Source organism: Streptomyces sp. NBC_00341 (genome assembly GCF_041435055.1).
In the GTDB taxonomy this organism is placed as follows: domain Bacteria; phylum Actinomycetota; class Actinomycetes; order Streptomycetales; family Streptomycetaceae; genus Streptomyces.
The window spans coordinates 41,639-67,538 of sequence record NZ_CP108003.1 but is presented as its reverse complement, the minus strand read 5'-3'; the positions used below and the strand labels follow the sequence as shown (position 1 = coordinate 67,538).

24 protein-coding genes are annotated in these 25,900 nt (G+C 70.7%); 5 read left to right on the top strand and 19 right to left on the bottom strand.

The window, feature by feature from the left end:
* The first annotated feature begins 111 nt into the window (after positions 1-111).
* The 3 genes from OG892_RS39190 to OG892_RS39180 are packed head-to-tail and all read left to right on the top strand — an operon-like array spanning position 112 to position 1,804.
* The gene (locus OG892_RS39190; protein WP_328868567.1) at positions 112-534 is read left to right on the top strand and encodes a DUF6069 family protein; all 423 of its coding nucleotides are present in this window, start codon (positions 112-114) and stop codon (positions 532-534) included.
* A 3-nt stretch (positions 535-537) separates the two neighbouring features.
* Complete coding sequence (locus tag OG892_RS39185; RefSeq protein WP_073737859.1) at positions 538-1,029, top strand: hypothetical protein; 492 nt, start codon at positions 538-540, stop codon at positions 1,027-1,029.
* A gap of 10 nt (positions 1,030-1,039) precedes the next feature.
* Positions 1,040-1,804 carry a futalosine hydrolase gene (locus OG892_RS39180; RefSeq protein WP_073737860.1) on the top strand — a complete coding sequence of 255 codons (765 nt, stop codon included), beginning with the start codon at positions 1,040-1,042 and terminating at the stop codon, positions 1,802-1,804.
* 22 nt (positions 1,805-1,826) lie between these two features.
* Here OG892_RS39180 and ahcY read toward each other — a convergent pair whose 3' ends face one another.
* From ahcY to OG892_RS39160, 4 genes are all read right to left on the bottom strand, one after another.
* On the bottom strand, positions 1,827-3,263 hold the full coding sequence (gene ahcY / locus OG892_RS39175; protein ID WP_371631785.1) for an adenosylhomocysteinase: 1,437 nt from the start codon (positions 3,261-3,263) through the stop codon (positions 1,827-1,829).
* Positions 3,264-3,313: 50 nt separating this feature from the next.
* Positions 3,314-4,297: a carbohydrate kinase family protein gene (locus OG892_RS39170; RefSeq protein ID WP_073737862.1), complete on the bottom strand. Its 984-nt coding sequence runs from the start codon at positions 4,295-4,297 to the stop codon at positions 3,314-3,316.
* Positions 4,298-4,334: 37 nt separating this feature from the next.
* Positions 4,335-5,546 carry a methionine adenosyltransferase gene (metK, locus tag OG892_RS39165; protein ID WP_073737863.1) on the bottom strand — a complete coding sequence of 404 codons (1,212 nt, stop codon included), beginning with the start codon at positions 5,544-5,546 and terminating at the stop codon, positions 4,335-4,337.
* Between the two features lie 225 nt (positions 5,547-5,771).
* Complete coding sequence (locus tag OG892_RS39160; RefSeq protein ID WP_073737864.1) at positions 5,772-6,932, bottom strand: aminotransferase class V-fold PLP-dependent enzyme; 1,161 nt, start codon at positions 6,930-6,932, stop codon at positions 5,772-5,774.
* Between the two features lie 376 nt (positions 6,933-7,308).
* On the opposite strand from OG892_RS39160, the gene OG892_RS39155 reads away from it, so the two are divergent.
* Complete coding sequence (locus tag OG892_RS39155) at positions 7,309-7,569, top strand: hypothetical protein (protein ID WP_371631784.1); 261 nt, start codon at positions 7,309-7,311, stop codon at positions 7,567-7,569.
* A 239-nt stretch (positions 7,570-7,808) separates the two neighbouring features.
* Here OG892_RS39155 and OG892_RS39150 read toward each other — a convergent pair whose 3' ends face one another.
* The 12 genes from OG892_RS39150 to OG892_RS39095 form a co-directional block, all read right to left on the bottom strand.
* Positions 7,809-9,074, bottom strand: coding sequence for a helix-turn-helix domain-containing protein (locus tag OG892_RS39150; protein WP_371631783.1), 1,266 nt, complete (start codon positions 9,072-9,074; stop codon positions 7,809-7,811).
* A gap of 406 nt (positions 9,075-9,480) precedes the next feature.
* Positions 9,481-9,798 (bottom strand): hypothetical protein, encoded by a 318-nt coding sequence (locus tag OG892_RS39145; protein WP_073737867.1) that lies wholly within the window; start codon positions 9,796-9,798, stop codon positions 9,481-9,483.
* Between the two features lie 280 nt (positions 9,799-10,078).
* The gene (locus OG892_RS39140) at positions 10,079-10,900 is read right to left on the bottom strand and encodes an AfsR/SARP family transcriptional regulator (protein ID WP_073737868.1); all 822 of its coding nucleotides are present in this window, start codon (positions 10,898-10,900) and stop codon (positions 10,079-10,081) included.
* Positions 10,901-11,162: 262 nt separating this feature from the next.
* Positions 11,163-12,008 (bottom strand): AfsR/SARP family transcriptional regulator, encoded by an 846-nt coding sequence (locus tag OG892_RS39135; protein WP_073737869.1) that lies wholly within the window; start codon positions 12,006-12,008, stop codon positions 11,163-11,165.
* Positions 12,009-12,140: 132 nt separating this feature from the next.
* Positions 12,141-14,231, bottom strand: a complete 2,091-nt coding sequence (locus OG892_RS39130) for a condensation domain-containing protein (RefSeq protein WP_371631782.1) — start codon at positions 14,229-14,231, stop codon at positions 12,141-12,143.
* The gene (locus OG892_RS39125; RefSeq protein ID WP_242436824.1) at positions 14,228-15,061 is read right to left on the bottom strand and encodes a 4'-phosphopantetheinyl transferase superfamily protein; all 834 of its coding nucleotides are present in this window, start codon (positions 15,059-15,061) and stop codon (positions 14,228-14,230) included. Before OG892_RS39125 ends, OG892_RS39130 begins: the two co-directional genes overlap by 4 nt.
* Positions 15,058-16,359: a hypothetical protein gene (locus OG892_RS39120; RefSeq protein WP_371631781.1), complete on the bottom strand. Its 1,302-nt coding sequence runs from the start codon at positions 16,357-16,359 to the stop codon at positions 15,058-15,060. Before OG892_RS39120 ends, OG892_RS39125 begins: the two co-directional genes overlap by 4 nt.
* A gap of 34 nt (positions 16,360-16,393) precedes the next feature.
* Positions 16,394-17,359 (bottom strand): SRPBCC family protein, encoded by a 966-nt coding sequence (locus OG892_RS39115; RefSeq protein ID WP_073737872.1) that lies wholly within the window; start codon positions 17,357-17,359, stop codon positions 16,394-16,396.
* 95 nt (positions 17,360-17,454) lie between these two features.
* Complete coding sequence (locus tag OG892_RS39110; RefSeq protein ID WP_311308188.1) at positions 17,455-18,093, bottom strand: ScbR family autoregulator-binding transcription factor; 639 nt, start codon at positions 18,091-18,093, stop codon at positions 17,455-17,457.
* 377 nt (positions 18,094-18,470) lie between these two features.
* Positions 18,471-19,136, bottom strand: coding sequence for a ScbR family autoregulator-binding transcription factor (locus tag OG892_RS39105; RefSeq protein WP_073737922.1), 666 nt, complete (start codon positions 19,134-19,136; stop codon positions 18,471-18,473).
* Between the two features lie 111 nt (positions 19,137-19,247).
* Complete coding sequence (locus tag OG892_RS39100; RefSeq protein WP_311308190.1) at positions 19,248-20,021, bottom strand: glucose 1-dehydrogenase; 774 nt, start codon at positions 20,019-20,021, stop codon at positions 19,248-19,250.
* Positions 20,018-20,749: a haloacid dehalogenase-like hydrolase gene (locus OG892_RS39095; RefSeq protein WP_073737875.1), complete on the bottom strand. Its 732-nt coding sequence runs from the start codon at positions 20,747-20,749 to the stop codon at positions 20,018-20,020. Before OG892_RS39095 ends, OG892_RS39100 begins: the two co-directional genes overlap by 4 nt.
* 356 nt (positions 20,750-21,105) lie before the next feature.
* Here OG892_RS39095 and OG892_RS39090 point away from each other — a divergent pair, with 356 nt between their 5' ends.
* Positions 21,106-22,017, top strand: coding sequence for a ScbA/BarX family gamma-butyrolactone biosynthesis protein (locus tag OG892_RS39090; protein WP_242436825.1), 912 nt, complete (start codon positions 21,106-21,108; stop codon positions 22,015-22,017).
* Positions 22,018-22,145: 128 nt separating this feature from the next.
* Here OG892_RS39090 and OG892_RS39085 read toward each other — a convergent pair whose 3' ends face one another.
* The 3 genes from OG892_RS39085 to OG892_RS39075 all read right to left on the bottom strand — a co-directional run bounded on the left by OG892_RS39085 (position 22,146) and on the right by OG892_RS39075 (position 25,325).
* The gene (locus OG892_RS39085) at positions 22,146-22,535 is read right to left on the bottom strand and encodes a DUF6009 family protein (protein ID WP_073737877.1); all 390 of its coding nucleotides are present in this window, start codon (positions 22,533-22,535) and stop codon (positions 22,146-22,148) included.
* A gap of 151 nt (positions 22,536-22,686) precedes the next feature.
* Positions 22,687-24,243 (bottom strand): phage/plasmid primase, P4 family, encoded by a 1,557-nt coding sequence (locus tag OG892_RS39080; protein ID WP_073737878.1) that lies wholly within the window; start codon positions 24,241-24,243, stop codon positions 22,687-22,689.
* Positions 24,240-25,325 carry a bifunctional DNA primase/polymerase gene (locus tag OG892_RS39075; RefSeq protein ID WP_371631780.1) on the bottom strand — a complete coding sequence of 362 codons (1,086 nt, stop codon included), beginning with the start codon at positions 25,323-25,325 and terminating at the stop codon, positions 24,240-24,242. Before OG892_RS39075 ends, OG892_RS39080 begins: the two co-directional genes overlap by 4 nt.
* Between the last annotated feature and the right edge of the window lie 575 nt (positions 25,326-25,900).

Below are 25,900 nucleotides of genomic sequence, written 5' to 3'. Positions count from 1 at the left end.
ACAGATGCGATCCAGGTCAGCCACCGGTGTGACCGGTGGGCCTTACCGTGAGCCTTCGCAAAGGTTCTGTACCGAACCGAGACAGGCGCAGCGACGTAAGGATGAAGACGCATGTCGAATACAACGACCGCCTCCCCCACCCGGCAGCAGGCCGGCCGACGGATCGTCTGCCTTCTGGCCGCCACCGTGGCGGCCGTCATCGTCTGGCTCATAGCGCACTCCGCTCTCGACATCGACCTCAAGACGAAGGCCCAGGGCGGTGGTGACCCCCAGGAGGTCGGACTGGCGATGGTCATCGGCGCGACGATCCTGATCGGCCTCGTCGCCTGGGGCGTGGTGGCGCTGCTCGACCGCAAGTCACCGAAGGCCCGCACCCGGTGGACGGTGATCGCGTCCATCGTGTTCGTGGTGTCCCTGTTCGGCCCGCTCGGCAGCGGCGAGGGCGGCTCGACCAAGGCGGCGCTGCTGTGCATGCACCTGGTCGTGGCCCTGGTGCTCATCCCCGGGTACGCCCGCACGGCGCGGAAGGACTGACGGGTGAAGAAGACATCGCTGAGCCTGCACAAACAGGGCGGCACCTTCGTCATCGACGGCCTCGGTTCCCCCACTGCCGCGTTGGAGTTCGACCGCGGCATGCGCACGGGCACGGTCACCTCGGGTGGCCGTGCCCTTCCGATCGCGGCCACCGGACGGCTGCGCACCCGGGTCACCGCCGGCGAGCCCGCGATCCTGTGCCTGGACGGCCCCGAGGCGTTCGTGCCGGGGGGCGGGGCGCCCGTCGAGTGGCGTACGTCCAAGCCTCATCGGGGCCGCTACCACGCGACTCTCGTCCGGGGCTCGGACCTGATCGACTTCTCGCTCGCCAAGTCCGACGGCAAGTCCGTGCGCATCGAGGTCAGCGGCAGCTGGGACCAGCTGGAACTGATCGCGCTCGCGGGCTCGTTCGCGCTGCTGTCCCGGCGCCGCGGCGACACCTATCTGAAGGTGGCCTTCGTGAGTGTCATCAGCGGCGGCCAGCACACGCACTGAGCGGAGCGTGATGACACCCTCCCCACCGGACGGACCCGGGCGCCGGCGCGATGAGCGCGCCGGCCCCCGGGTTCTGCTCGTCACCGCGGTCGACGCGGAACGCGACGCGATGGCGACCGCCTTCGGCGCCACCCCGCCCGCACCGGTCGCGGACCGCACCCTGCACCGGGTGACCGGGGGCCGGCTCCGCGTCGACCTGCTGGCCGCCGGTGTGGGGCCCGCCGCTGCCGCCGCCGCGACGGCGTCGGCACTGACCGCCGCGACGCTCGGCGGGGCCGGGTACGACCTGGTCGTCAGCGCGGGCATCGGCGGCGGCTTCCAGCCCGAGGCGCCGCTCGGTTCGCTCGTCGTGGCGAGCGCGATCGTCGCGGCCGACCTGGGCGCCGATACGGCCGACGGCTTCGTGCCGGCCACCGAGCTGGGCTTCGGCACCGTCGAGTACCGGCCGGACGCGGCGCTGGTGGCCCGTGTCGCCGAGGCGACGGGGGCGCGTACCGGCACGGTGCTCACCGTCTCCACCGTGACCGGTACCGCGGCCCGGTCCGCCGCGCTGCGGGCCCGCCACCCGGACGCCCTCGCCGAGGCCATGGAGGGGTTCGGGGTCGCGGAGGCCGCCGTCGCGGCCGGCTGTCCGGTCGTGGAGCTGCGCGCCGTCTCCAACGCGGTCGGCCCGCGCGACCGGGCCCGGTGGCGCGTCGGGGAGGCGCTGGCCGCCCTCGCCGCCGCCTCCGGCCGCCTCACCTCCGTGTACGCGGATCTGCCGGTACGGCGGTGAGACGGGCGAAGGCGGCCGGCGCTCAGTAGCGGTAGTGGTCGGACTTGTACGGTCCCTCGACCTCGATGCCGATGTACGCGGCCTGCTCCGGACGCAGCGTCGTCAGCTTCACCCCGAGCGAGTCGAGGTGGAGGCGGGCGACCTTCTCGTCCAGGTGCTTGGGCAGCACGTAGACGTCGGTCGGGTACTCCTCGGGCTTCGTGAACAGCTCGATCTGGGCCAGCGTCTGGTCCGCGAACGAGTTGGACATGACGAACGAGGGGTGGCCCGTGGCGTTGCCCAGGTTCAGCAGACGGCCCTCGGAGAGCACGATGAGGACCTTGCCGTCCGGGAACTTCCAGGTGTGGACCTGCGGCTTGACCTCGTCCTTGACGATGCCCTCGATCTTCGCGAGGCCCGCCATGTCGATCTCGTTGTCGAAGTGGCCGATGTTCCCGACGATCGCCTGGTGCTTCATCCTGGCCATGTCGCTCGCCATGATGATGTCCTTGTTGCCCGTCGTCGTGACGAAGATGTCGGCCTTGTCGACGACCTCGTCGAGCGTGGTGACCTGGAATCCGTCCATCGCCGCCTGCAGCGCGCAGATCGGGTCGATCTCCGTGACGATCACCCGGGCGCCCTGCCCGCGCAGCGACTCCGCGCAGCCCTTGCCCACATCGCCGTAACCGAACACGACGGCGGTCTTGCCGCCGATCAGCACGTCGGTGGCCCGGTTGATGCCGTCGATCAGCGAGTGCCGGCAGCCGTACTTGTTGTCGAACTTCGACTTCGTCACCGCGTCGTTCACATTGATCGCCGGGAAGAGGAGGGATCCGTCGCGCTGCATCTCGTACAAGCGGTGCACACCTGTCGTCGTCTCCTCCGTGACACCCCGGATCTCCGAGGCGAGGGCGGGCCAGTCCAGTCCGCTGCGTGCCAGCAGGGCGCGGACGACGGCAGCTTCCTCGTTGTCCGCGACGGGGAGCTCTCCCGTCTTCCGGTACTCGACGCCCTTGTGGACGAGGAGGGTGGCGTCACCGCCGTCGTCGAGGATCATGTTCGGGCCCGTGTGGCCGGGCCAGGTCAGGGCCTGCTCCGTGCACCACCAGTACTCCTCCAGCGACTCGCCCTTCCAGGCGAAGACCGGGACGCCGGCGGGGGCGTCCGGGGTACCGGCCGGACCGACCGCGATGGCCGCGGCCGCGTGGTCCTGCGTCGAGAAGATGTTGCAGGAGACCCAGCGCACCTCGGCGCCCAGGGCGGTCAGCGTCTCGATGAGGACGGCCGTCTGCACGGTCATGTGCAGCGAGCCCATGATCCGGGCGCCCGCCAGGGGCTGCGTGGCGGCGAACTCCCGGCGGATCGACATCAGGCCGGGCATCTCGTGCTCGGCCAGGGTGATCTCCTTGCGCCCGAAGGCCGCGAGGGAGAGGTCGGCGACCTTGAAGTCCGTGAACGCGGTGTTGGGTTGAGCGGGCATGCGTACTGCTCCTCGGGTTCTGAATCGTCTGGTGGGTGGTGCGTCGTCGCTCACCGCATGCCGCTGAGAGCCGGTGCGATCTCCTCTTCGGCCTCGGCGCCGTAGGCACGCGCGACCGAGGCGAGCAGGCTGTCGCGATCGGCCCGGTAGGCCTGGGAGCCGACGGTGCCGAGCGCCGAGGCGGCGGTCACGCAGCCGAGCCGGGCCGCCGCCTCCAGCGGCAGCCCCGCGCTCACCGCGGCGAAGAACCCCGCGCGGAAGGCGTCGCCCCCGCCGGTCGGATCGGTGACCTCCGTGTCCGGCACGGCCGCGACCGTGATCGTCGCCTGGTGCGCGCTGTCGATCCGGACGCCGTCGCCGCCCAGTGTGGTGACCCAGGTGCCGGCGCGTTCGAGCACCTCGGCGCGGGTCCAGCCGGTGCGTTCGAGCAGCAGGGCGGCCTCGTACTCGTTGGTGAGCAGCCACTGGGCGCCGGTGACCAGCTCCCGGATCTCGTCGCCGTCGAGGCGGGCGAGCTGCTGGGAGGGGTCGGCGGCGAAGGGGAGCCCGAGCTCGCGGCACTCAGCGGTGTGCCGGAGCATCGCCGCCGGGTCGTTCGGGCAGACGAGGACCAGGTCGGGCCGCTCCCGCGTGCCGACCAGCTGCCACAGGTCGATCTCACGGGCGTCCTGCATGGCGCCGGCGTAGAACGCGGCGATCTGGTTGGCGTCCTCATCGGTGATGCACATGAAGCGCGCGGTCTGGTGCTCGGCGGAGACCCGCACCCCGCCGGTGTCGACGCCGTGCTGCTTGAGCCAGACCTCGTACTCGGCGAAGTCGGTGCCCACGGCGCCGACCAGCAGCGGGTCGAGGCCGAGGCTGCCCAGGCCGAAGGCGATGTTGGCCGCGACTCCGCCCCGGCGCACTTCGAGCGCGTCGACCAGGAAGGAGAGCGAGACGTGGGCGAGCTGGTCGGGGATCAGCTGATCCGCGATCCGGCCGGGAAAGACCATGAGATGGTCCGTTGCGATGGAGCCTGTCACCGCGATACGCACATGAACTCCTGAGGCTGGACGTGTCCTGGACGGGCGGTCAGATTCCGGCAGCGGCCTTGAGCGCGTCGGCCCGGTCGGTCCGTTCCCAGGCGAAGTCCGGCAGTTCCCGCCCGAAGTGGCCGTACGCGGCGGTCTGGGCGTAGATCGGGCGGAGCAGGTCGAGGTCCCGGATGATCGCGGCCGGGCGGAGGTCGAAGACCTCGGAGACGGCCTTCTCGATCTGCTCCTGGTCCGCCGTACCCGTACCGAAGGTCTCGATGAACAGGCCCACCGGCTCGGCCTTGCCGATCGCGTAGGCGACCTGGACCTCGCAGCGGGCGGCGAGCCCGGCGGCGACGACGTTCTTGGCGACCCAGCGCATCGCGTAGGCGGCCGAACGGTCCACCTTGGAGGGGTCCTTGCCGGAAAAGGCGCCGCCGCCGTGACGGGCGTAGCCGCCGTAGGTGTCGATGATGATCTTGCGGCCGGTGAGTCCGGCGTCGCCCATCGGGCCGCCGATCTCGAAGCGTCCGGTCGGGTTGACCAGGAGCCGGTAGTCCTCGGTCTCCAGCTTGATGTCGTCCTCGGCGAGCTGGGCGAGGACGGACTCCACGACGTGGCGGCGGATGTCGGGCGCGAGCATCTCGTCCAGGTCGATCCCGGAGGCGTGCTGCGAGGAGACGACGACGGTGTCCAGCCGGACCGGGCGGTCGCCGTCGTACTCGATGGTGACCTGCGTCTTGCCGTCGGGGCGCAGATAGGGGACGGTGCCGTCCTTGCGGACCTCGGTGAGCCGGCGCGACAGGCGGTGGGCCAGCTCGATCGGCAGGGGCATCAGATTCGGCGTCTCGTCGGTGGCGTACCCGAACATCAGGCCCTGGTCGCCCGCGCCCTGCTGGTCGAGCTCGTCGATCTCCCCGCCCCCGACCCGCTTCTCGTACGCGGTGTCGACGCCCTGCGCGATGTCCGGGGACTGGGCGCCGATGGACACCGAGACGCCGCACGAGGCGCCGTCGAATCCCTTGGCGGAGGAGTCGTAGCCGATCGCGAGGATCTTCTCGCGCACGAGGGTGGGGACATCGGCGTACGCACGGGTCGTCACCTCCCCCGCGACATGGACCTGGCCGGTGGTGATCAGGGTCTCGACGGCGACGCGCGAGGCCGGATCCTGTCTCAGCAGCTCGTCGAGGATCGCGTCACTGATCTGGTCAGCGATCTTGTCGGGGTGGCCCTCGGTCACAGATTCCGAGGTGAACAGGCGACGGGACATGGCTCTCCAGAGAGGTGCGTGGTCGGACGGTTGGCGTGCATGGGCTCATCCCGCACGTTCCGCAGCGGCTCGCGGTACTGGAGCAGCCGCCGGTCACCAGAAAGTGCGCACGTCGATCGCGCCTCCCACTGTCGCCCGGTTCACTTGAGAAGGGTTGGAAGTGCACTCGACAGGCCCTAAGGGCTGGGCCGGAGAGCCGCCGGACCGGTCCCGTGGACGAGTCCGTCAGCTGCCGACGAGAGCGATGCGGGCAAGGTCGCCCGGCGCAGGGAAGACGCGGCGCGAGCTGACGTCGGCCACCGTTTTGGCGAGGGCCTCCGCGAAGGCGTCGATGTCCTGCCGCGTGGTGCCCTCGTACACCGAGGCGCGCAGGGCCGTGGCGCGGCCCCCGGGGCGGTCGAGCAGCGGAGTCTGCTCTGCCACCGTCTTCCACACCGCCACGCCCCGCTCCGCGAGGCCGCGCCGCAGGAGCGCCGAGGACAGGTCGGGGTGGTGGAAGGCGAGGACCGCCGAGTGGTACCGGCCGGGCGCGAGCAGTTCCATGCCGGGAACGTCGACGACGGCACAGTGCAGCGCCGGAATCAGCTCCTCGTACGGCTGGGCCGGCAGCTCCGCGCGGTGGGCCAGCGCCGAGGTGAACGCCGCGACCGCGGCCGTCGCCGGTACCGGCTCGGGGACGCGCGTGGTGAACGCGGCCGCACGGGGCGCCCCGCCGCCGAAGTCCGACCGCGACAGTTCCTCGCGCAGTCTCGGCGCCACGTAGGCGAAGCCGACCGCACGCGGCCCGCGCAGGAAACGCCAGCCGTCACCGGTCAGCAGATGGCAGCCGATGCGCGAGACGTCCACGGGCAACTGGCCCAGCGAGTAGGCCGCGTCGACCGCGTACAGGCAGCGGTGGGGCGCGAGGAGACGGCCGATGTCCTCGACCGGGTTGATGATGCCCCGGCTGGCGGGGACGTGGACCACGGAGACCAGCGCCACGGAATCGTCGATGTGCGCGGCCATCCAGCCGAGGTCCAGGTCGCCGTCGGGGCGCAGCGGAACCACCTCGATGCGGCAGCGGGTGCGGTCGCGCACGGACCGGAGCGTGGTGAGCCGGGCGGCGCTCTCGTACGGAGTGGTCCAGATCCGGTCGCCTCTGCCGAGCGTGAGGCCGGACACCAGCGCGTCGAACGCGGCCGCGCCGCCGGTGAACAGTTCGGTGTGCCCGTCAGGGGTGTTGAGCAGGCCTTCGAGCCGCTGGTGGACCTCGCCGTGCACCAGGTCTCCGACCCGCTCCTCCAGTACGTGGGGCCCGAAGCGGTCCTCCAGGCGTACGCACTCCGTGAGGACCGTGCGTACCGCGTCGGGCATTCGGCCCTGACCTGCCGTGTTCAGGTGGATCATTTCCGGGGCCTCCCCTATGCCAGACGTTGCCAACTCCGTTGGCAATAGATTGCCTACAGGGAAGGGCAGTTGGCAATCCACGCTCCAGTGACGCTCTAGTCCAGGGCCTCGGCATGGACCTGCCGCAGCTTGCCCGTCAAGAGGAGCACCGGAGGGCCGTCGGCCGCACCTAGGCGGAGAGACAGCTGTTTTCGCAGGTCACATGCTCTGCAGGAGATACGGGACACCGGGTCATGGAGGGGTTCTCCGGCCATCGGTTTGCCAAGCTCAAGCGATCGTCGAGCACATCCCGAGCGGAACCCAAGCGGAGTTTGTCAATCTTCTTGCCAAGAAGCCGAACACAGCCGAACGCAGGCAGAACACAGAGGAGTCAGTCATGAAGGTTCTCGCCCGGGGTCTGGTCGTCACCGCAGCTCTTACCGGCGCCCTGTTCACCGCGGCGGGGGTCAGTGCCGCGGACAACATCGGCTGGCCGGTCGCCCCGGCCGGCAACACCGTCGCCGGCGACATCGGCTGGCCGGTCGCCCCGGGCGACGCCACCCCGCAGGCCTCCCCCGAGGGCAACATCGGGTGGCCGGTCGCCCCGAGCGGCGACGCCCCGGCCGGCAACATCGGATGGCCCAACGCCGCCGCCTGACGGGCGGGAGACGGGCCGCGTGCGGGCATGCGTGCCCGTCCCGGCGAGCGGGCGGGGACTGTGCAGCGAAACGGCCGGCCGCCGCGGCTCACCGTCGATGCCGACGGTGTCCTCCTCGCGGCTCCAACGCGCGGTCAGCCCACGCACGGACGCCGAATCAAGCGTCGCGCAGGGCCGCTTATCAAGCCCCGCACCCGGCACCCAGCCCCAGCGCCGCTGACGGCGTGCAGAGGCACCCGTCAGGCGTGGTCCTGCTCCTGGGCCAGCCGGGGCGACGGCACGGCCGGCGAGACATGCAGCTGAGTCAGCGCCTCTGCCAGGACCCGCCAGATCTCGGCGGCCAGGTCGATGTTCCCGCTGCGCTGCGCCTCTTCCGCCAGCGCGCGCAGCCCCTGGACCCCGCTCTCGTCGCCCTCGAACACGCGCAGCTGGTAGCGCAGGATGTCGAAGCGCACCCGGTCCCGGTACGTCATCAGCTCGTCCCTGGCCAGTCCGGCGAGCAGCACCCGGGCGTCGTCGTAGCGGCCGGTGACGAACGCCAGGTCCGCCTTGAGCCCGGCAAGTTCCTGCCCCAGGCTCTCCGTGCCGACGTAGACGAGAGCCGCCTCCGCCTCATCCATGCGCAGTTCCGCCGCCGCCGGGTCTGCCGGGACCTTCTGCAGGTACAGCCGGCCGGCCGCGATCCGCAGCCTGACCCACAGCGTCAGGTCCTCCCCGCTGGAGAACCCGGCCAGCGCCCGTTCGAGGATGTGCTGCGCGCCCGCGTGATCGCCCTGGCGCACCCGCACGGCGGCCGCCGTCCACAGTGCCTCCGCCCACAGCGTGTCGGCGCGCCCCTCGACCAGGTCCGTCAGCTCGTCGGCGTGGACGCGCGCGTCCGGAAGCCGGCCCGCCTCAGCCTCCACGGACGCCAGGGCGAGCAGCACACCGGCGCGGTCCTCGACGCCCAAGTCGGCCTCGCAGGCCAGCCGGTGGGCGTCCTCGCCCATGGCGAGGGCGGTCTGGATCTCACCGACGGACCGCAGGCAGCGGGCCAGCCGGGTCAGGCCGCGGACCCGGAGTTCGGGCAGCGCGACCTCGTCGCCCAGCCGGACCAGTTCCTCCAGGTGGGCCCGCTCACCGACGAAATCGCCCTCCAGCCTGCGGGCGCGGGCCAGCAGCCACAGCGCCTGCCAGCGCAGTGCGGGTGACTCGTGGCTCTCGGCCGCGTACGCCTCGCGCAGCCCCTCCGCGGTGGTGGCGGAGCCGGTGGGAGCGAAGGCGGAGGTGGCCAGGGTGATCGCGTGCGCGAGCGAACCCGCGGAGGGCTCCTCGAAGTCGGACGGCTGCAGGCCGAGCCGCTCGGCGAGGTGGGCCACCGCGCGTTCGGTGGGCTGACGCCCCCCTGACTCCAGCCGGGAGAGGTAACCGGTGGACATGCCGTCGCCGGCCAGCGCGCTCTGGGACAGACCGCGGGCCAGACGGAGCTTCTTCAACCGACTTCCGAACGCGGGCTGTCGCAACATGGGCCAATTCCTCGGAGAGCAGCGGTCAGGGACGCATACAGGGGCCGCAGGAAACGAACCGGCGTGCCGGGGCCCGGGTCGGACAACGAGCGTACGACCGCTGACAACAGCTGGGCAAACGTTTGCCAGGACCCGTAACCCGCTCTCCGGCAGGGCTCACGGGGTCCTTCGGCACCGCTCGATCGTCGCGCGAGTGGGGCCCGAGCAGACCGCGAGTGGATTCCGAGCATTTTGAGGCAGGCTTTCGAGCAGCCTTGCCGAGCGCATGTCCTCGTGAGGGAGTCGCTGATGAAGCACGTGGTGCCCGCGTTCGGGCCGAAGGAGTCCGATGACGACATCGGCTGGCCCAAACGCGACAGCTGCGGCCGGACCGGACACCACCGCTGTGTGCTGGTCCGTGCGCGGTTCAGGCAGCCGGGGACGACACGGCGGCGACAGCGGTGGACCGCGGCCCGGCCGGTACCGGGAAGCCGCGGTACTCGCTGACCTCGCCCTGCGCGTCGAAGCGGAACTCCGCGATCAGGCCGCGTGCGACGGGGCCGTCCGTGAGCGTGACGCGGGCGGTCACCCGGTCGTTCTCCGCGACCACCGACTCGTAGCGCGCCCGGTGGTGGCCGGCGGCGAGGAGGGCGCGGGCCAGTGCCTTGTTGCGCTCCTGGACGGCCTGCGTGCTCAGCAGCCGGGACAGGGCTCCGCACATGGAGTCGTGTGGTGTCGCGTCCATTCCAGGACCTCCCGTCCCTGCGGCGCACCACCGCGGGCACCGCTTCCCGACCGTGTCATACGGGGGTCGAGTGCCGATCGAGCGCCGGTACAACCGCAGACCGCCGGTACAGCCGACTGCCGCGTTTCCGGTCGGTTTCGTTCCGCTCCCGCTCCAGCCGGACACGACTTCCGTCGCCCACGATGGAGCGGAGCCCGGGCACTCCGGCCCGGTGCGCTGTCCGGCCCGGGCCGTCCATTCCTTCCCCCGGCTCGACGGCCCGGGTTCAGGATGTCCGGCCTCAGGCGGCGAACAGATCGAACGTCGACGTCGGCCGCGGCCCCGACAGCACATCGAGCAGCGGATCGACCGCCAGCATCGCCTGGTGCAGCCGCTGCAGCTGAGGGGACGGTTCGACACCGAGTTCCTCGATGAGCCGCCCGCGGACTCTTCGGTACACATCCAGCGCCGAACTCTGCCGGCCGGATCTGTAGAGGGCGACCATGGCCTGAGAGTGCAGGCTCTCGTGCCGGGGATGACGTGCCGTCAGTTCCATGAGCTCAGCGATGAGTTCGGTGTGCCGGCCCATTCTCAGGTCCGCGTCTATCCGACGCTCCACCGCCACCAGGCGGCTCTCCTCCAGCCGCATGGCCTCGATCTCCAGGACCGGGCCGAGCCGCACGTCGACAAGGGCCTGACCCCGCCACAGGTCGAGGGCCGAGCGAAAGCGCTCGGCCGCCAGTGCATTGTCGCCGCTCTCGAAAGCGGTCTGTCCTTCACGCGTGAGGTTCTCAAAGATACGGACGTCGATATGTGATTCCGGTATCTGCAGCAAGTAGCCACCGTGCCGGGTGGCCAGCACATCCTTGACGCCCTCGCGCGAGTCCGGGCCCATCGCCGTACCGAGCCTGCGGCGCAGCTGGAGTATATACGTCTGCAAAGTGGTGAGTGCGCTCTGTGGCGGGTTCGATGCCCAGATCTCCTCCATCAGAGTCGGGACCGGTACCACTCGACTGGGATAAAGGGCAAGCAGAGCCAGAATCTGGCGGGGCTTGCTTGCCGTAGGGACGATCGACCCAGCGTTGATTTCGGCCGACAACGGACCTAGAAGATGAACCCTCACTTCGCCCTCCCCGTTAGCGTCCGCTTTTAATGGCCTCTAGTGGCCACAAAACTGCGCTGTGGAGCAAGCTATCCGGTCATGCTCCACCGAGTGCGTTTCTCCAGTGGCTCTGTAGCGGACCTCAAACATTTGGGTTTACCCGCACTCCCGACCCCTATTTCCCGCCTGTCTTTCTGGTGGAAATAACAGAACCGGAGGGGTAGGGGACCGCCCCGCCGCATGGCGCGATATGAGCCATGGGAAGCGGGAGGAGCGAGCCGCGTCAGCTGATCGGCACCGCGCCCGCGCCCCCCAGCGGAAGCACGGAGTCGTTGACGGTGGCGCGTCCGTCGGCGACCGGAGAAGCCAGCAGCGACTTCTGCAGCCGGGCGAGCCGGGCCGACGGCTCAAGCCCCAGTTCCTGTACGAGGGTGGTGCGCAGCCGCCGGTAGAGCCCGAGCGCCTCGCCCCGGCGGCCGGAGCGGTAGAGCGCGATCATGAACTGGGCGTGCAGGTTCTCATGGGTGCGGTAGCGGCTCACCAGTACCGTCAGCTCGGCCAGCAGTTCGCGGTGCCGCCCCAGCCTCAGGTCCGCGTCGATGCGCTGGTCGAGGGCGCACAGCCGGCTCTCCTCCAGCCGCTTCACCTCCATGCCCAGCTGCCCGCCCGCCTGCACCCCGGAGAACGGCAGTCCGGTCCACAGGTCCAGCGCCTGGCGCAGGGTCTCGGCGGCCATGGGGTAGTCGCCGGCGTCCATGGCCCGGTAGCCGAGGCCGGCGAGCCGGTCGAACTGGCGGACGTCGCTGACGCCTTCACCGCTGACGAGCATGTATCCGCCGGGCGCGGTCACCAGCACATCCTTGGGGGTGCGGACGGGGCCGTCGGCGGGGTCCTTCAGCAGAGCGACGGCGATGAGGTCTCGCACCTGGAGCACATATGTCTGTAGGGTCGTACGGGCGCTGCGCGGCGGCGTGCTTCCCCACAACTCCTCGACGAGGACCGACACGGGCACCACCTGGTCCGCGTGCAGGGCCAGCAGAGCGAGCACCTGACGCGGCTTGGGCGCGGTCGGGGTGATGGACACACCGTTCTCGCGCACGTCCAACGCGCCCAGAGCATCCATGTCCACGCAGCTCGCCTCCTTGGCTTCTGTCCTGGTACACAAGACTCACATTAAAAAACAGCACAGGCGGTTTGTCAATTGCGACCGCCCTGACCCCTGTTCGGAGAAAAAGGGGGGCAAGGCGGCGCTACTCCCCTTCTACTGCGAGGGGTTGCCGTGCTTGCGGGACGGAAGGTCCGCGTCACGCGCCGTCAGCCTGCCCGTCATCGCCGAGCGCAGGCCGACCGCGAGCGCGTCCGCACTCGCCTCCGCACTGCCCGTGCCCGCCATCACCACGACCGGGTCCCGGCCGGCCGCGGCGGTGCGCGCGATCTCGTACGCCGTCACCGCGCCCGGTCCGCAGCCGCACAGCAGCAGCCTGGCCCCGCGCACCACCTCCACGAGCGCGGGCGGCAATGCGAGCGGGGTTTCCTGGCAGTTCAGTTCGACGATGTGTTCCGGGCCGTCGTGCCGGCGGGCGAAGCGCTCGTACGCGCCGGACACCACGCCCTCCCGCGCGACCAGGCAGATGACGTCCGCGCCCGGTTCTCCGGTCCTCAGCACGGTCAGGGACGGCCGGCGGGCGCCCTGACGCCCCGGCGGCCGCACCGCCGCGTGCGGCACGCCCAGGCCGTCCAGCACCCGGACCAGTTGCGCGACGGTTGTGCCCGTGTCGGTGAAGTCCGCCAGGGCACGCAGCATCCGCACACACTGCGAGAGCAGCAGCGCGGCATCCGCGTCCCGCAGCACCGCGCGGTCGTAGAGCGAGGTCAGGCTGAGACTGCCGTCCGGCTCGTGACGCGCCACGAGCGTGACCGAGGCGCCCGAACCGCCGACGAGGCGCGGTACGTCGACCCGGACTCCCTGCGCCGCGAGTTCCGCGCGCACGGCCGGGATCATCGGTGGCCTGCTGTCGAAATCGATGATGGTGCCCGTCTGCCGCGCACCGCGCCCGGTCCACTCGCTCAGCAGCTCGTCGCTCACCCACGGATAGATGGCCATGTCCAGTGCGGCGTCGCGCAGCCTGGATATCAGCGTTTCCAGCGGCTCCACCGGGTCGACGTTCACCGTCAGCGGGGCGCAGCCGCCCAGCAGACCCGGCACGTCGGTGGCGCCCGGCAGCGCGACGTCCCGCCCCGAAAGCCGTACGTCGAAGGTGACGTGACCCGGGCGGCCACCGGTCCCCATGGCCCGGTGGAGCAGCAGCGCCCACACCAGGTGCAGCGCGCTGCTCTCCCCGGCGCCCCGAGCGGTCACCCAGGCCCTCAGCCGCAGCACCTGCGCCGGGGAAAGGCGGCGCCGCGCCTGGGCGTCCCCGCTCTGCCGGGTGGGGCCACCCTGCTGTCCGGGGCTCACCGCTGCGTCCGGGGGCGGGGCGGCGCGGGTCCAGTAGGCGCGTGCGGCGTCCGGGGACTGCCCGGCCAGCCAGCGGGCGTGGTCGCGGACATCGGGGCGCCGGTCCCCGCCGGGCAGCGACCCGCCCGCCAGATACGCGCGGTAGAAGGCGCGCAGCAGGACGTGTACGCCGCGCTCGTCCAGGAGCGCCCGGTGATACGTGAGCAGGACGCGGGTACCGGGTACGGACGCGCCCTCCCCGGACGGGGCATCCTCGATCAGCGTCAGCCTCAGCAGTCCGGCGCGGTTCAGCACGAAGCCCTGGGCACGGTCGTGCGCGAGCAGATCGTCCCAGGAAGGGACCGCCTCACGGGAGCGGTGGACGATGTCGATGTGCGCGTGGTCGTGCAGCACCAGCCGGGGCGTGGCCACCCAGTCGAACGCGCTGCGCAGCACCGATTCGCGGGCGGCCACCGACTGCCAGGCGGCCACGAAGCGGTGCGCGTCCAGGGGGCCGGTCCAGTGCAGGGCCACCTGCTCGACGTGGCGGCCGGGATCGTCCGGGGTGCGCAGGGCCGCCCGCACCCGGGCGCGCTGGGTGCCGGTCAGTGGCACGGTCCACGCGCCCACCGGCAGCAGCAGTACGTCGGCGAGCAGTTCGGACGAGAGGGGCACCGGGCCCGGCGGGGCGGTGCCACGCGGGATGAACGTCAGGGTGTGGCGGCTGTCGGTGTGGCTGGCGAACAGGACGGAGAAGGCGCGATGGCGCTCGACGAACCGGGCCGCCAGCCGGTCGGCCTCGACCGGTGTCAGCGGCCCGTGCAGTTCGAGCACCTGAGAGCCGTCCGGTGCCGTGGCGGACGCCGTGTGGGTCACGCACAGGACGCCGCCCGGGCTCGGACGTCCGCCGCTCATCCCCGGTCCCGCGCGCCCTCGTCCCCCACGGCGGCGGCGCCGGCGGCCGCGGGCAGGTCCGCCGCCGGGCCGGGCAGCGGTCCGCGGTGGGCCTCACTGACCAGGTACCGGTCCTGAACCAGGTGGGTGCCGAAGGCCCAGGCGTCGGCGTCCGGTGCGGGCGCGGCCAGCCTGATGCGCCCGTCGGCGCCCTCCTCGAAGCCAACCCGGGAGAAGCTGTGGCGCAGCCCGTAGCCGAGCGCCTTGGTGTACGCCTCCTTCAGGGTCCACAGCCGCAGCAGTTCGGCACGCTGTCGCTCCTCGGGCATCGCCCTCAGCCGCTCGGCCTCGACGGGGGTGCACACCTCCTCGCCCATCAGCTCGAAGGGGACGGGCCGGTCGGCCCGTTCGACATCCACGCCGATCGGGCCGGTGCCGCTCACGCCGACCAGGAGCAGTTCGTCGGTGTGCGCCAGGCTCAGCGAGAGCTCGTCCCAGCCGCGTACTCCGGGCCGTCCACCGGGCCGGAAGGTGAAGTCGATGGTCTGGACGGGGATCTCCAAGGCCGCGGCGACGGTGTACTTCATGAGGTAGCGCGAGGCGGCGAAGCCCAGGCGCTGCCCGGTTCCGGGGAACTGCCGGTAGCGGGGCCAGTCCTGGCCCAGCGTCTGACGGAGTTCGGGATCGAGCAGCGCCGCCGGCGCCCACGCCCCCCATGTGGTGTGCACGATCACGCGCCCCGCACTGCAGAAACGACTCTGCACCGAATCCCACGGACCGTCGGGGCTGGATACGTACACCGGCGCCGCACTGCCGGCCGCGGTGACCTCCGCGGCGTCCAGGGCGCTCACCACAGAATCCTGGTGGCGTGCAGGTCGCAGTCGGCTCGCAGCCGGTCCCGGCTGTCCAGCTCCGCCTCGACAGCCGCCTGCGCCTCGACGAACGGGCCGACCGGCGGCAGGCCGAGGCGCTGGACGGCGCGGGTGAGCGCGAGCGTCGACCACGCCCCGGAGGCGAGGAAGCGGCTGCCGCCGTACAGAGCGGCGTCCCGGTGGACGCCCAGCACCGCGCAGACCGTGAGGAGCTGGGCATACCGCTCGGCCGCCGCCGTGCCCGCCTGGGCCATGGACCTGTCCGCTCCGGTCAGCAGCCGGCGTTCGGCGAGCAGCCGCCGCGCCGCCCGGGTCTGCCCGGGGACCGGACGGTCCGCGTCGCCGGAGCCGTGGGCCGCCGCGGCGTCCAGGACACCGTGCAGCTCCGCCGCCCAGTCGAAGTCCGCGTCCCCGCGCGCCGCGGTGGGCCGCGCCGCCACGCGGCCGCCGCCGGGGCCCGCTGACGACGGCAGCTCATGCATCAGTTCGGCCCGGCAGTTGGCCATGCCGATCGTCTCGCGTACGTAGGACACCTCGGCCGCCGTCTTGGCGCACCACCGCAGCGCGGCGCTGCCGGGCTCGTGACCGCATTCGCCCAGCGTGAGTACGGATTCGTCCAGGATCTCGGCCGCCAGACCGGGTACGACGCAGCCCGCCGCGGCCCGCAGGGCCTGCCCCGTACCGGGCGAACGGGTCAGGGACCGCAGCGCCACGGCCGTCAGGCTCTCGCAGGCGGCCAGGTCGGCGAAACTCCGGGCGAGCGAGGCGCGCCAGCGTGACAGCCCCGGCGTCTTCCGCTCCCCCTCCGAGACGGCCCGCACCGCGGCGCGCAGCGCGGTTCCGGCCGCGGCGCTCAGCGCGGCCGGCCCCAGCAGCCGGGCCAGTTCCACCGTCCGGGCCGGCATCGGCCCGTCCGGCCCGTCGGCCGCGAACAGGGCCCCGGTGACGGTGGCGTGGCCCAGGGCCAGGTCCCGGCGGAAGAGCGGGCGCAGGGCGGCGACCAGTGCCTCGGCACCGCCGAAGTACCCGCTCTCACCGGCCGACCGGACCTCGGACGCGGCGATGCCGCTGAGCGCGGGCAGCCCGCCGGGAAGCGTCAGTGCGTGGTGGCCGTACGGGTTGGCCCGGTCGCGCGGGTCGCCCAGCAGCCCCTCAAGACGCCGGGCACGCCTCGTCGCGGCGGGGGGCAGCGGCGCCGCCGCGTGAAAGGGCGGCGCGACGGCCGGTGCGGCCGCCCGCTCGTCCCGCAGGAGCGATCCCTGCCCGCTAACGCCCATCGGCGTGTCCTCCTCGTCCGTCCGGTCCGCGTGGTCACCCCACGCGGCGCAGGGCGCTCTCCGCATGCCACTTGGCCAGCCCGAGGATCTCGGCACTGGCCTGTCCCAGCCCCGTACGCACCTCGTGACGGGCGTCGGTGAGGGTGGCTCCGGCGCCGAGGAAGGAGACGAGAGCCTCTTCCCTGAGCATCACGGAGTGCGTACAGACCGCGGTGAGTCCCGAACTGTCCGGCAGCAAGGACCACTGGACGGTGTGCCCCGCGAGGATCTCGGGCGGCACCACGTCCTTGTGGACGATGTATCCGGCAGCCGGGAAGCAGAGCCGGACGGCGCCCGAGGTGACGGTGTCGCCGCCGTCCCAGGCGGTGCTGTCGATATCGACGACCTGCACGCCCGGAGCGTCCGTGCTGACCTCGGTCCACTCGATGTGCGGAACCAGGTCGGGCCAGTCCTCGACGCGCTGGAGGAAGTCGTAGACCAGCTCGGGCGGCCCGTTGGTGTGGACGCTGTCAGAGAAGGCCAGCAGTAGTTCGTCCAGCCGCTCCCAGCGCTCGGCCACCGCCCTGACCTCGTCGAGCCGGGCCCTGACCTCCGTGTCGAGCACCTGTGCCGCCTCCCCGGCCCCGGCAGAGGGCACCGGGAAGGGGGACGGCCCGAGTTCCCTGCGCAGGGTCAGCACGCTGCCGCCGCCGCTACCGGGCGTCACACGCCAGACGCCGCGCCCGGTGACCTGCTGCGTCAGGGGTTCGATCCGCTCGGTCTCCACGGTCCTGGTGTGCGGGTGCAGGTGGCGGCGTACGTGCAGGGCGCGCAGTCCGTCGCTCGTCATGTCCCACAGGTGCAGCAGTTCACGGAAACCGTCACCGTCGATGCGCTCGACGTGGACGTACGACGGGAACAGCACGGGCCAGCGGAGCGGGTCCGCGAGGAGGCCGTAGACCACGCCGACAGGAGCTGCCACAGAGATCGCGTGTTCGGCCACGTGCACTTGCGACGACATGCGTGCTGGCCCCCTCTTCAACGGCCCGAATCACCGGACCAAGGGTGCGGTGTCCTGCTGGAGTACGACTTGAGCCGGGCAGGACCCGGCACCCTTCAACCGGACTCGACCACCTCGGCCGGCCCGCCGACCTGCCGAGGCCGTTCCTGCCACATCGACGTGGCCGGCCAGGACAGGAGGAATTCCCGGAACTGGACCACGTACGCGTGCGGCAGCTGTGGCGGAGCGCAGATGCCGCCGAACAACGCGACGCCGGCGACGGCCGCCGCGATGGCGACGGCCGCGTACTCCGGGGAGATCTGCTCCGACAGCTCGCCCTCTTCCCTGGCCCGCACGAGCACATCGCGGACCCACTCGTGCCAGCAGGCGATGACACCGCCGCCACGTTTGCGGGACGGATCGCCGCCCAGCCGGAGGCCTCCCCGGACCACGGGGTCCGAACCGACCGCGTCGAGCAGCAGCGTGACGGCGCGCCCCAGGCACTGCGGCGCGGTGGCCGACGAGTCGCTGCACTGTTCGAGCATGGTGCGTACGGCGAGCTCCGCGTCGCTCTCCACCGCGAGCGCCAAGGAGTCCTTGCTCGGAAAGTGGAAGTGCAGGGCGCCGGTGCTCACTCCGGCCCGTTTGCTGATCGCAGGAAGGGAGGCCAGTGCGTATCCGTCGTCCGCGAAGATCTCCGCGGCCGCGTTGATGAGAGCACGACGAGTACGGGCCGCTCGCTCCTGCTTGACCATGAGTTCCTCCTCATTCCGCCCTGAGCGGCACGCCGGGTCCCCACTCCGGTCGCCGCGGACAGCGGTGCCTCGCTCAGAGCACCCTAGCAAACCGCATATCTGGTTGGTTTCTAGAGGTTCTTGCTGCTGCCGGCCACCCCGGGACGGCCAAGCACCGTCAGCGAAAGAAGAAGTGACTGCACGTGAACGCGGTCGTCCCGCGACTTCCGGGCGCCGTGCCGCCGCACCCGTCCTCGCTGTCGTCGACAGCCTCACGATGCCGACGACAGCAAGAATCCAGCACGGCTCCAGTGCGGGGAGAAAGACGGCGATGGTCCGTACTTCTGCCGTCAGACATCAGACAGACGCACGGACCACGGAGATACCTGCTGTGCCTGCTACGCCTCGGCGGACGTGAGCGGTGTGCCGTCCGGGTCCTGGAACTCCGCGAGGACCCGGGCGCCCCGGTCCGGCGCGGTGTCCAGCCTCATCAGCGCCGCGGGCGTGGCGATGGCGGGCAGTACGAGGTTGTACAGCACGGAGACACGTTGGCTGAGGTCCCCCCAGCGGGCCTCGGCCTCCGACACGAGCTGTGTACCGACCCACGCACCGACGAAAGCCTGCGAGGTCTCCTCCGGGTCGACGTGCGGGAGCACTTCTCCCTGTTCCTTCGCCTCGGTGAGCAGCTTGGCGACCAGACCGGTCCAGGTGGGCCACGCGCTGCCGAACCGGGTCCGGCCCTGCATGTCGGCCGAGAGCCGGATGCCCGCGAGCAGGACGACATCGCTGGGGATCCGCTCGGCCAGCGTCATGCCGACGTCGATCCACTCCTGCAGCTTCAACTCGCGCGGAGCCCACTGGGCGGGGTCGACCTGCGCCTCTATGACTCCGCGCGCCAGCATTTCCTTGGAGTCGAAGTGGAAGTACAGGGCGCCCTTGGTCATTCCGGCCCGCTGAAGGATCTCGGCCATGGTGGCCGCCGCGTAGCCCCGTTCGGCGAAGACCGCGGCGGCTGCCTCGATAACAGCACGGCGGGTTCGTATCGCACGCTCCTGCTGCGCCATGGCCCCCGCTCCGATCACTAACAAACCGAATGTGACTACCTTACCCGGTCCCGTCTCCGGCACGAAGGCCCGTCAGCAGTTGTGGGACGGACCCGCCCCACCCGTCCCGGCTCACCAGGCGGTACGCCCTCCGTCCACCGGCAACGTGGCCCCCGTGACAAAACTTGCCAGGTCACTGCAGAGCCAGGCCGCCGTCTCCGCCACTTCCTCCGGGTCGGCCGCCCGCGCCTGCGGAGCGGACCGGGAGGCCCTCTCCTCCACTTCCGGCGAGCTCGCGAACCAGTCGTCCATCATCTCGGAGCGGGTCAGCCCCGGAGCGATCGCGTTGACGCGAATGCCGTGCGGGGCGTACTCGACCGCGGCCGCCTTGGTCAGCCCGAGCACCGCGTGCTTCGACGCGATGTAGGGCGCCCCGGTGGAGGAGGCCACCAGCCCGCCGACACTGCTCGTGTTGACGATCGCCCCGCCCCCGCCCTTGAGCATGGCCGCGATCTCGTGGCGCATGCAGTTCCACACGCCTGTCACGTTCGTCGACAGGACGCGTTCGTACACGTCGTCCTCGATGAGGTGCATCGGGGTTCTCGGCAGGCCGACGCCCGCGTTGTTGAAGGCGCCGTCCAGCCGCCCGTAGCGCTGGACGGTGCTGTCCACCGCGCGCCGCACGGCCTCCCCGTCCCGCACGTCCACCACGTGGTGGCTCGCCTCCGCACCCGTGGCGCGCAGCCGGCCGACCAGCTCGCGCAGCCGGTCCTCCCGGCGCGCGGTCAGCACCACGACGGCGCCGTGGCGGGCGAACACCCGCCCGGCGGCGGCCCCGATGCCGCTGCTGGCACCGTGGACGATCACGACCTTCCCCTCAAGGGCCGGGGCTGCGGCGCTGTTCATCTGCCCACCTCCTGGGCGGCGGGCCGGCCGGCGTTTCGCCATACCGTTCCGTCCCCGGCCTCCTGGTCGAGCCTGCGCACCAGTGCTTCGTCGATCTCGTCCAGCGAACCGGCCACGTGCCGGGCGCCGGCCTCGCGCATCAGTTCCGGCTGGAAGCTGTTCTCGTAGTGGCTGGGGTGTCCGATGAAGGGCACGTCCAGCTCGCGCGCCCGGACCGCGAACGACGCGGCGTCGTCGATGAAGAGCACCTGGTCGTGGCGGAGGGAGAAGGAGTCCTCGACGATCTCCCGGATCCCGGGCCGGCAGTCGTTGGTGCAGATGTACCCGGGTGCGGTGAACCGTGCGGTCTCCGCACCGAGATGGCGATGGAAGTGGTCTGCTTCGAGGCCGCCGTAGCACACGAGGTCGAGGCCCAGGGCCGCCAGCCGTTCGAGCAACGCAAGGGCCCCCGGCAGGAGTCGCACCGGATGCTCGCGCAGATAGCGCTCGCGGACCGCGAAGTAGGCCTGGATCACCTCCTGCACGGTCGCGTTCACACCGGTCGTCTCGACCAGCAGGCGCGCCACCGCACTCTGCGGCTGCGACAGCATTCGCCGTTCGAGCTCGGCCGTATAGGTGCCGCCCCACTCGACCACGAGACGGTGCAGGACGGGGCTGAACGTGTCATTGAGCAGAACCCCGTCGATGTTGACCGCGGCGAGGCGAAGTGTGCGCAGTGGTGCCTTCATCAAATCGGTCTCCCTGTCACTTCCGGCCGCCACCCGAGTACCCCCCACAAGAAGAAAAGACCTCACGTGATGTTCCCGCGCTTTCTTACTCCTCCAGCCCGGGGCCAACAGTTGCCGCTTAAGTCCGTTTCTCCCTTTATTTCGTGAACATTCGCAGTGAAAGATATGGAGTGATCACGCAAACCGGAATGTTGGATTCAGCAAACGAGTGTACTTGACCAATTCTTTACTTTGTGGTTCTCGTTAAGAAAACCGGTAGGTCCGTATCTTATAGGGGTCATCGCTGACCGCGTATTCAAAACGGGGGGTCTTCCATGGCTCTGTCCACCACAAGTGGCCATACCGAACTGCCGCAAATGTCCCAGCTGACCACGACGGTTCCCAAGGAATACGTCCACCGGGCATCCCTGGCGGAGGTGTTCCTCACCGGCTGCACCGCCCAGGAAGACCTGCGGTTCGCCCTCACCGGGCAGTGGCCGCGAGCGCATACGCTCTTCAACAGCGCGGACGGGCTCAGCCACGATCCGCTGCAGGTGGCCGAGACATTCCGGCAGGCCGGAATGTTCCTGGCCCACGCCGAGCTGGGTGTCCCGCTCGGTCATCACTTCGTGATGTGGGACCTCAATTACACGACCTACCTGGAGAACCTGAACATAGGCTCCTGCCCGACGGACTTCTCCCTGGACGTGAGATGTACGGATATCACCTATAGCGGGCGAAGAACCAGTCATCTGCGTATGGAGTTCGTCATCCGGCGGGGCGACGCCGTCGTCGCAAACGGAACGTCACGCTTCTCCGCCATCATCCCGCCCGTCTACGCGCGTCTGCGCGCGAACCGTCCGGAGGGCGACGACCCGGCGATGCCGTCGGTCGAGCCGGGCAGTGCGCCCATGGCACCGGCCTCCGTCGGCCGTCGCTTCGCCGCCGACGTGGTCCTGACCCCGACCGACGTCCCGTCCGTCTGGCTGCTCGCCCCGGACCTGGATCACCCGATCTTCTTCGATCACGCCGGGGACCATCTGCCCGGCATGGTCCTGCTCGAAGCGGCGCGCCAGGCGGCGTGCACGCTGACCGCGCCCCTGGTGATGCCGCCCGCGAGCGCGGCCACCGTCTTCCACCGCTTCGCCGAGCTCGACCGGCCCTGCTGGATCGAGGTGGCCGGGCACTCGGCGGACAACAGCGAACTGATGACGGTGGAGGTCGTGGGCCGGCAAGGGGGCGAGACCGTCTTCACCTCGACCATGTCGGGCCCCGTGCGGCCTCTGTGACCACACCGCCGCGCTCTTCCGCGGCACATCGCGAGAGAGCCGGATCTACTGCCCGGCAACGCTCTTCCCGGAGTGTCCCCGTGACCCGCCGTACCGGCCACGGGGACACCTCCGTCCGTACGCGGCGCTCAGGAACCGGCCGGGACTATCTCCGCGGTGCCCTGTGAGCGGCTGGTCTTCTCCCCCACCTCGCCCGGCGCGACCGTGCGCGGGTCGACCGCCTCGAGGGGCGAGCCGACCTTGTAGGGGCACTCGGGGTCGTCGGGCCGGTTGGGGCGGTCGTGCGGCAGCAGGTAGAACGTACGGCGGGCGAACAGGCCGCTGTCGGCACTGCGGGGCGCCTTCGGGGCGAGGTTCGTGTAGCCGACGAGACGGCCGTCACGCTCGTACCGTGGCTTGCCCTTGCGCGTGTTGACCTTGTCCAGGGCCTGGCGGACGTAGTCGAGGCCCCTCGGGTCCTCGAGCCACACGATCTCGACCTCCTGGGCAACATCGCCTTCCTGGGGCAGCGCGCTCATCGGCCCTCCTGCGTGTGGGTGGCCGCGGGTCGGCCTGGCGGTGTGTCGTTCAAAGAGCTCGTGCCCGGGCCGGCGGTGCGGAACCGGTCGGGGCAACCACCCCTATCGTACGGTTGCCCGGCAAGGGCGGGCAGGGCGCATGGTGTTGCTGTCATCGAGCGCCCCCTTCAGAAGCGCCGTCGGGGAGCAGCGCGAGACCCGGGTAGAGCTTGGTCGCGTTATTCTTGATCATTTCGGCGGGCGAGGCCAGACCCAGTTCCTGACGGATCCGGCCGGCGAAGGCGCGCGGTGTGGAGGAGCGGATGCCCTCGTCCGAACACCATCGGCCGTAGGCCTCGTACAGCAGCTTCTGCTCGACGCGCAGATCGGGGTTGGGACGGTCTCCCTCGCCCTTGGTGCAGCGTTCGGTGAGGAACCGCCCGATGTGGTCCTCTGTCGTCTCGTACGCGGCTGTCGCGACCCGTACGGACGCGGGGCCGGTGAGCGGGTCCCGGGTGGCCAGGTAGCGCTGGGCGCCTTCGATGAGCCACTGCAGGATGCCGGGGCCCTCGTCGGCTACGAGTTCGGCGGCGAGGTTGTCGATCTTCCGCTCGTCGGGAACGCGCCGTTCGAAGGGGATGATGCGCATGCGGCGCCAGAACGCGTGCCCGCCGGTGCCGACCTCCGGTCGGTGGTTGCCGAGCAGCCAGAGCTTGTGGGTGGGCGTGAAGGTGAAGAAGTTCTGCCGCATGCGGCGGGCGGTGATGGTGTCGCCGCCGGTGAGGAGCTTGACCCGGGCCTCGTTGAACTTGTCGTTGGGCTTCAGCTCGCTGCACACCACGATGCGCCGGCCGTGCAGTTCGGTCAGCTCGGTGGAGTGTTCGGTGAACTTGCCCTTCTCCATGAGGAAGCCGGGCGGGGCGGCGTTCGCGTAGTCCCCCAGGATCTGGGTCATGACCTCCAGGAGCACGGACTTGCCGTTGGCGCCCGAGCCGTACAGGAACGGCAGGACCTGGGCGCCGACGTCGCCGGTGATGGAGTAGCCGAGCAGCAGGTGCAGGAAGCGCGTGGTCTCCAGGCCCTGGTCGTCGTCGCCGAAGGTGTCGCGCAGAAAGCTGTCCCACCTCGGGACCGGCGTCTTGAGCGGGGCGACGGTGGTGGCGCGCGAGTGCATGTCGGTGAGCGGGTTGGGCTTGCGCAGCCGGCCGGTGCGCAGGTCCACCACGCCGGAGGGGGTGCACAGGGCGTACATGTCGCCGTCCAGGACATCGGGGTACAGGCGCAGGCTCGGTGCTGCCTGCGCCTGGAACAGGAGGGCCTTGACTCCGGCGGTCGACTCCGAGTGGCGGCGGTGTCCGGCCAGTTGCCGGTCCATGAACCGCCCGGTCGGGTCGTGGTCGGCGTACTGCTCTGCCATCTCCCCCGCGGCCCAGACGGCGGCCTCCTCGCCACCGGTGAGTTTCCACCGGTACCTGTCCCAGGAGTGCCAGCCCATCCCGATGACGTATCGGAACCGGTCCCTGTACAGGCGCGCGAACAGCTTCGCGTTCCCTCGGTCGGTGAGGGCGGTCGGCAGCAGCCCGGCGGGCTCCGCGGGGTGCTGGGCGGGCGCCTCGTTCTGCTGGGCGGGGAGGCTGGGCTGCTGCAGGTCCAGGTTCAGATCGAGGCTCTGCTGATGAATCTGCCTGGCTGCGGCTTCGGCATCGAAGCGTACGGGCTCGACGCTCATGAGCTTCCTCGCGGGTGGAGCGGGCGCTGGGCGCCGGCGGACAGAGCTGATTCGATGACCATGAAATTGCGACGTTCCTGGTGCGGTCGGGCGGTACGGGCAGTCTCCGCAAGCAGGCTGCGCGCATCGGCCCCGGACAGGTGACCGCCTTCTACAAGGCCACCAGCGGTGTAGGCGGCACGGTTGAGCTTCTCGGTGAAGCTCGCTCCCTCCCTGACGGTTCGACAGGCGGTGACCTCCGCGAGCAACGGCTCCAGGAGCCGTTCTGCGGCCTTTGTGGCCGGACGTGAGCGACGCATGGGCACCGGGGGGCCGGACGGCGCCTGAGAGGCACTCACGGCCTCCGGGACGTGCCCTGTGCGCTTCAGCTCGGCTGCCAGCCAGGCGGGCAGCGGGGCCGGCTCACGGGCAGCGCTCACGGGGACGTAGTCGCCTGCGGCGGTCCGGACGCCGGGGGCCACGATGTAGCCGTTGTCGGACCGGACGTCGACCTGCCAGGCCAGGGCCGTCCGCGGGCTGGAGCCGGTGGACGAGCGGTAGCGGGTCGCCGGGTACGGGTTGCGGTACCAGATGTGCAGCCCGCCGGACGGGGTCCGCACGCGCAAGGTGGTCTCGTCGGCCGCCGGGTCCTGCTCGCCGCGCAGGGCCGCGAGCAGCGCCAGCGTGTCGAAACCCGTGGCCAGGCCCGCCAGGTCCACCTGGGGGCCGATCGGGATGCCGGGCAGCAGCCGGGCCCTCTCGGGCACTTGGGCGGCGTGGGCGTCGACATCGAGCACCACCAGTTCGGCGGGACCGCACGAAACGCCCACCCCGAAGCGGGGCTGCGCGCTCCACCAGGCGTCGATGAGCCCGGGGACGGTGGTCGCCGCGTGGAAGCCGTGGCACCACCTGCCCGCGTTCCTGCACGGGCAGGTGGCCGGGGCGTGGTGACCCTTGCAGTCGGCGCAGTTGGCGGGCGGCGTCTTCTGTGCCGGTGCGAGCGGGTGCACCGGCCAGCCCTCACGGGCGCACCAACGCGCGATCGTGTGCCCGTCCGCCGGCCGAGAGGCAGCCGGCGGGGTGGCCGAGGCGTGGTCGGGCAACTTTTGGTCCTTCTCAGGCTCTTCGCGTGCGGGTCTTGTCCCTCGCCTCGGCAAGCCCCGCGCCGACGGGACCACGGGACTGAAGGGACTGAGCTTTCGAGTCAGCCGAACAGAGCGTAGCCCACCCCGAAGGGGTGCAGGAGAGGAAGAACCGCGTGTCGCGGAAAATGAGTCCCGTCAGTCCCGTGCCCCCGCCCGGCGGCTCGGTCCCCCGCGTTTCGTTCAGTCCCGTGAGGGGCTGAACGCTTCAGTCCCGTTCAGTAAAAGTGCAGGTCAAAGCAGTATCCCGCAAGACTACGGGACTGACGGGGCTGGACCTCGTAGTTATCCCCTACACAGAGAAACAGATGTCATGCGCGTGCGTACGCGTGTTCCCATATTTTCTTACACAGCTGATAACTACGAGGTCCAGCCCCGTCAGTCCCGTTGTTCTCCAGGAAAACGCTCTGACCTGCACTTTTGTACGGGACTGAACCACGGGGCTGAACGGGACCGGAGCCTCCGGTCCCGTTCAGCCCCGTGCCGCCCTGCCTCGGGCCTGGGCTCTTCTTCGAGCGCGCCTCTACCGCCTCTGG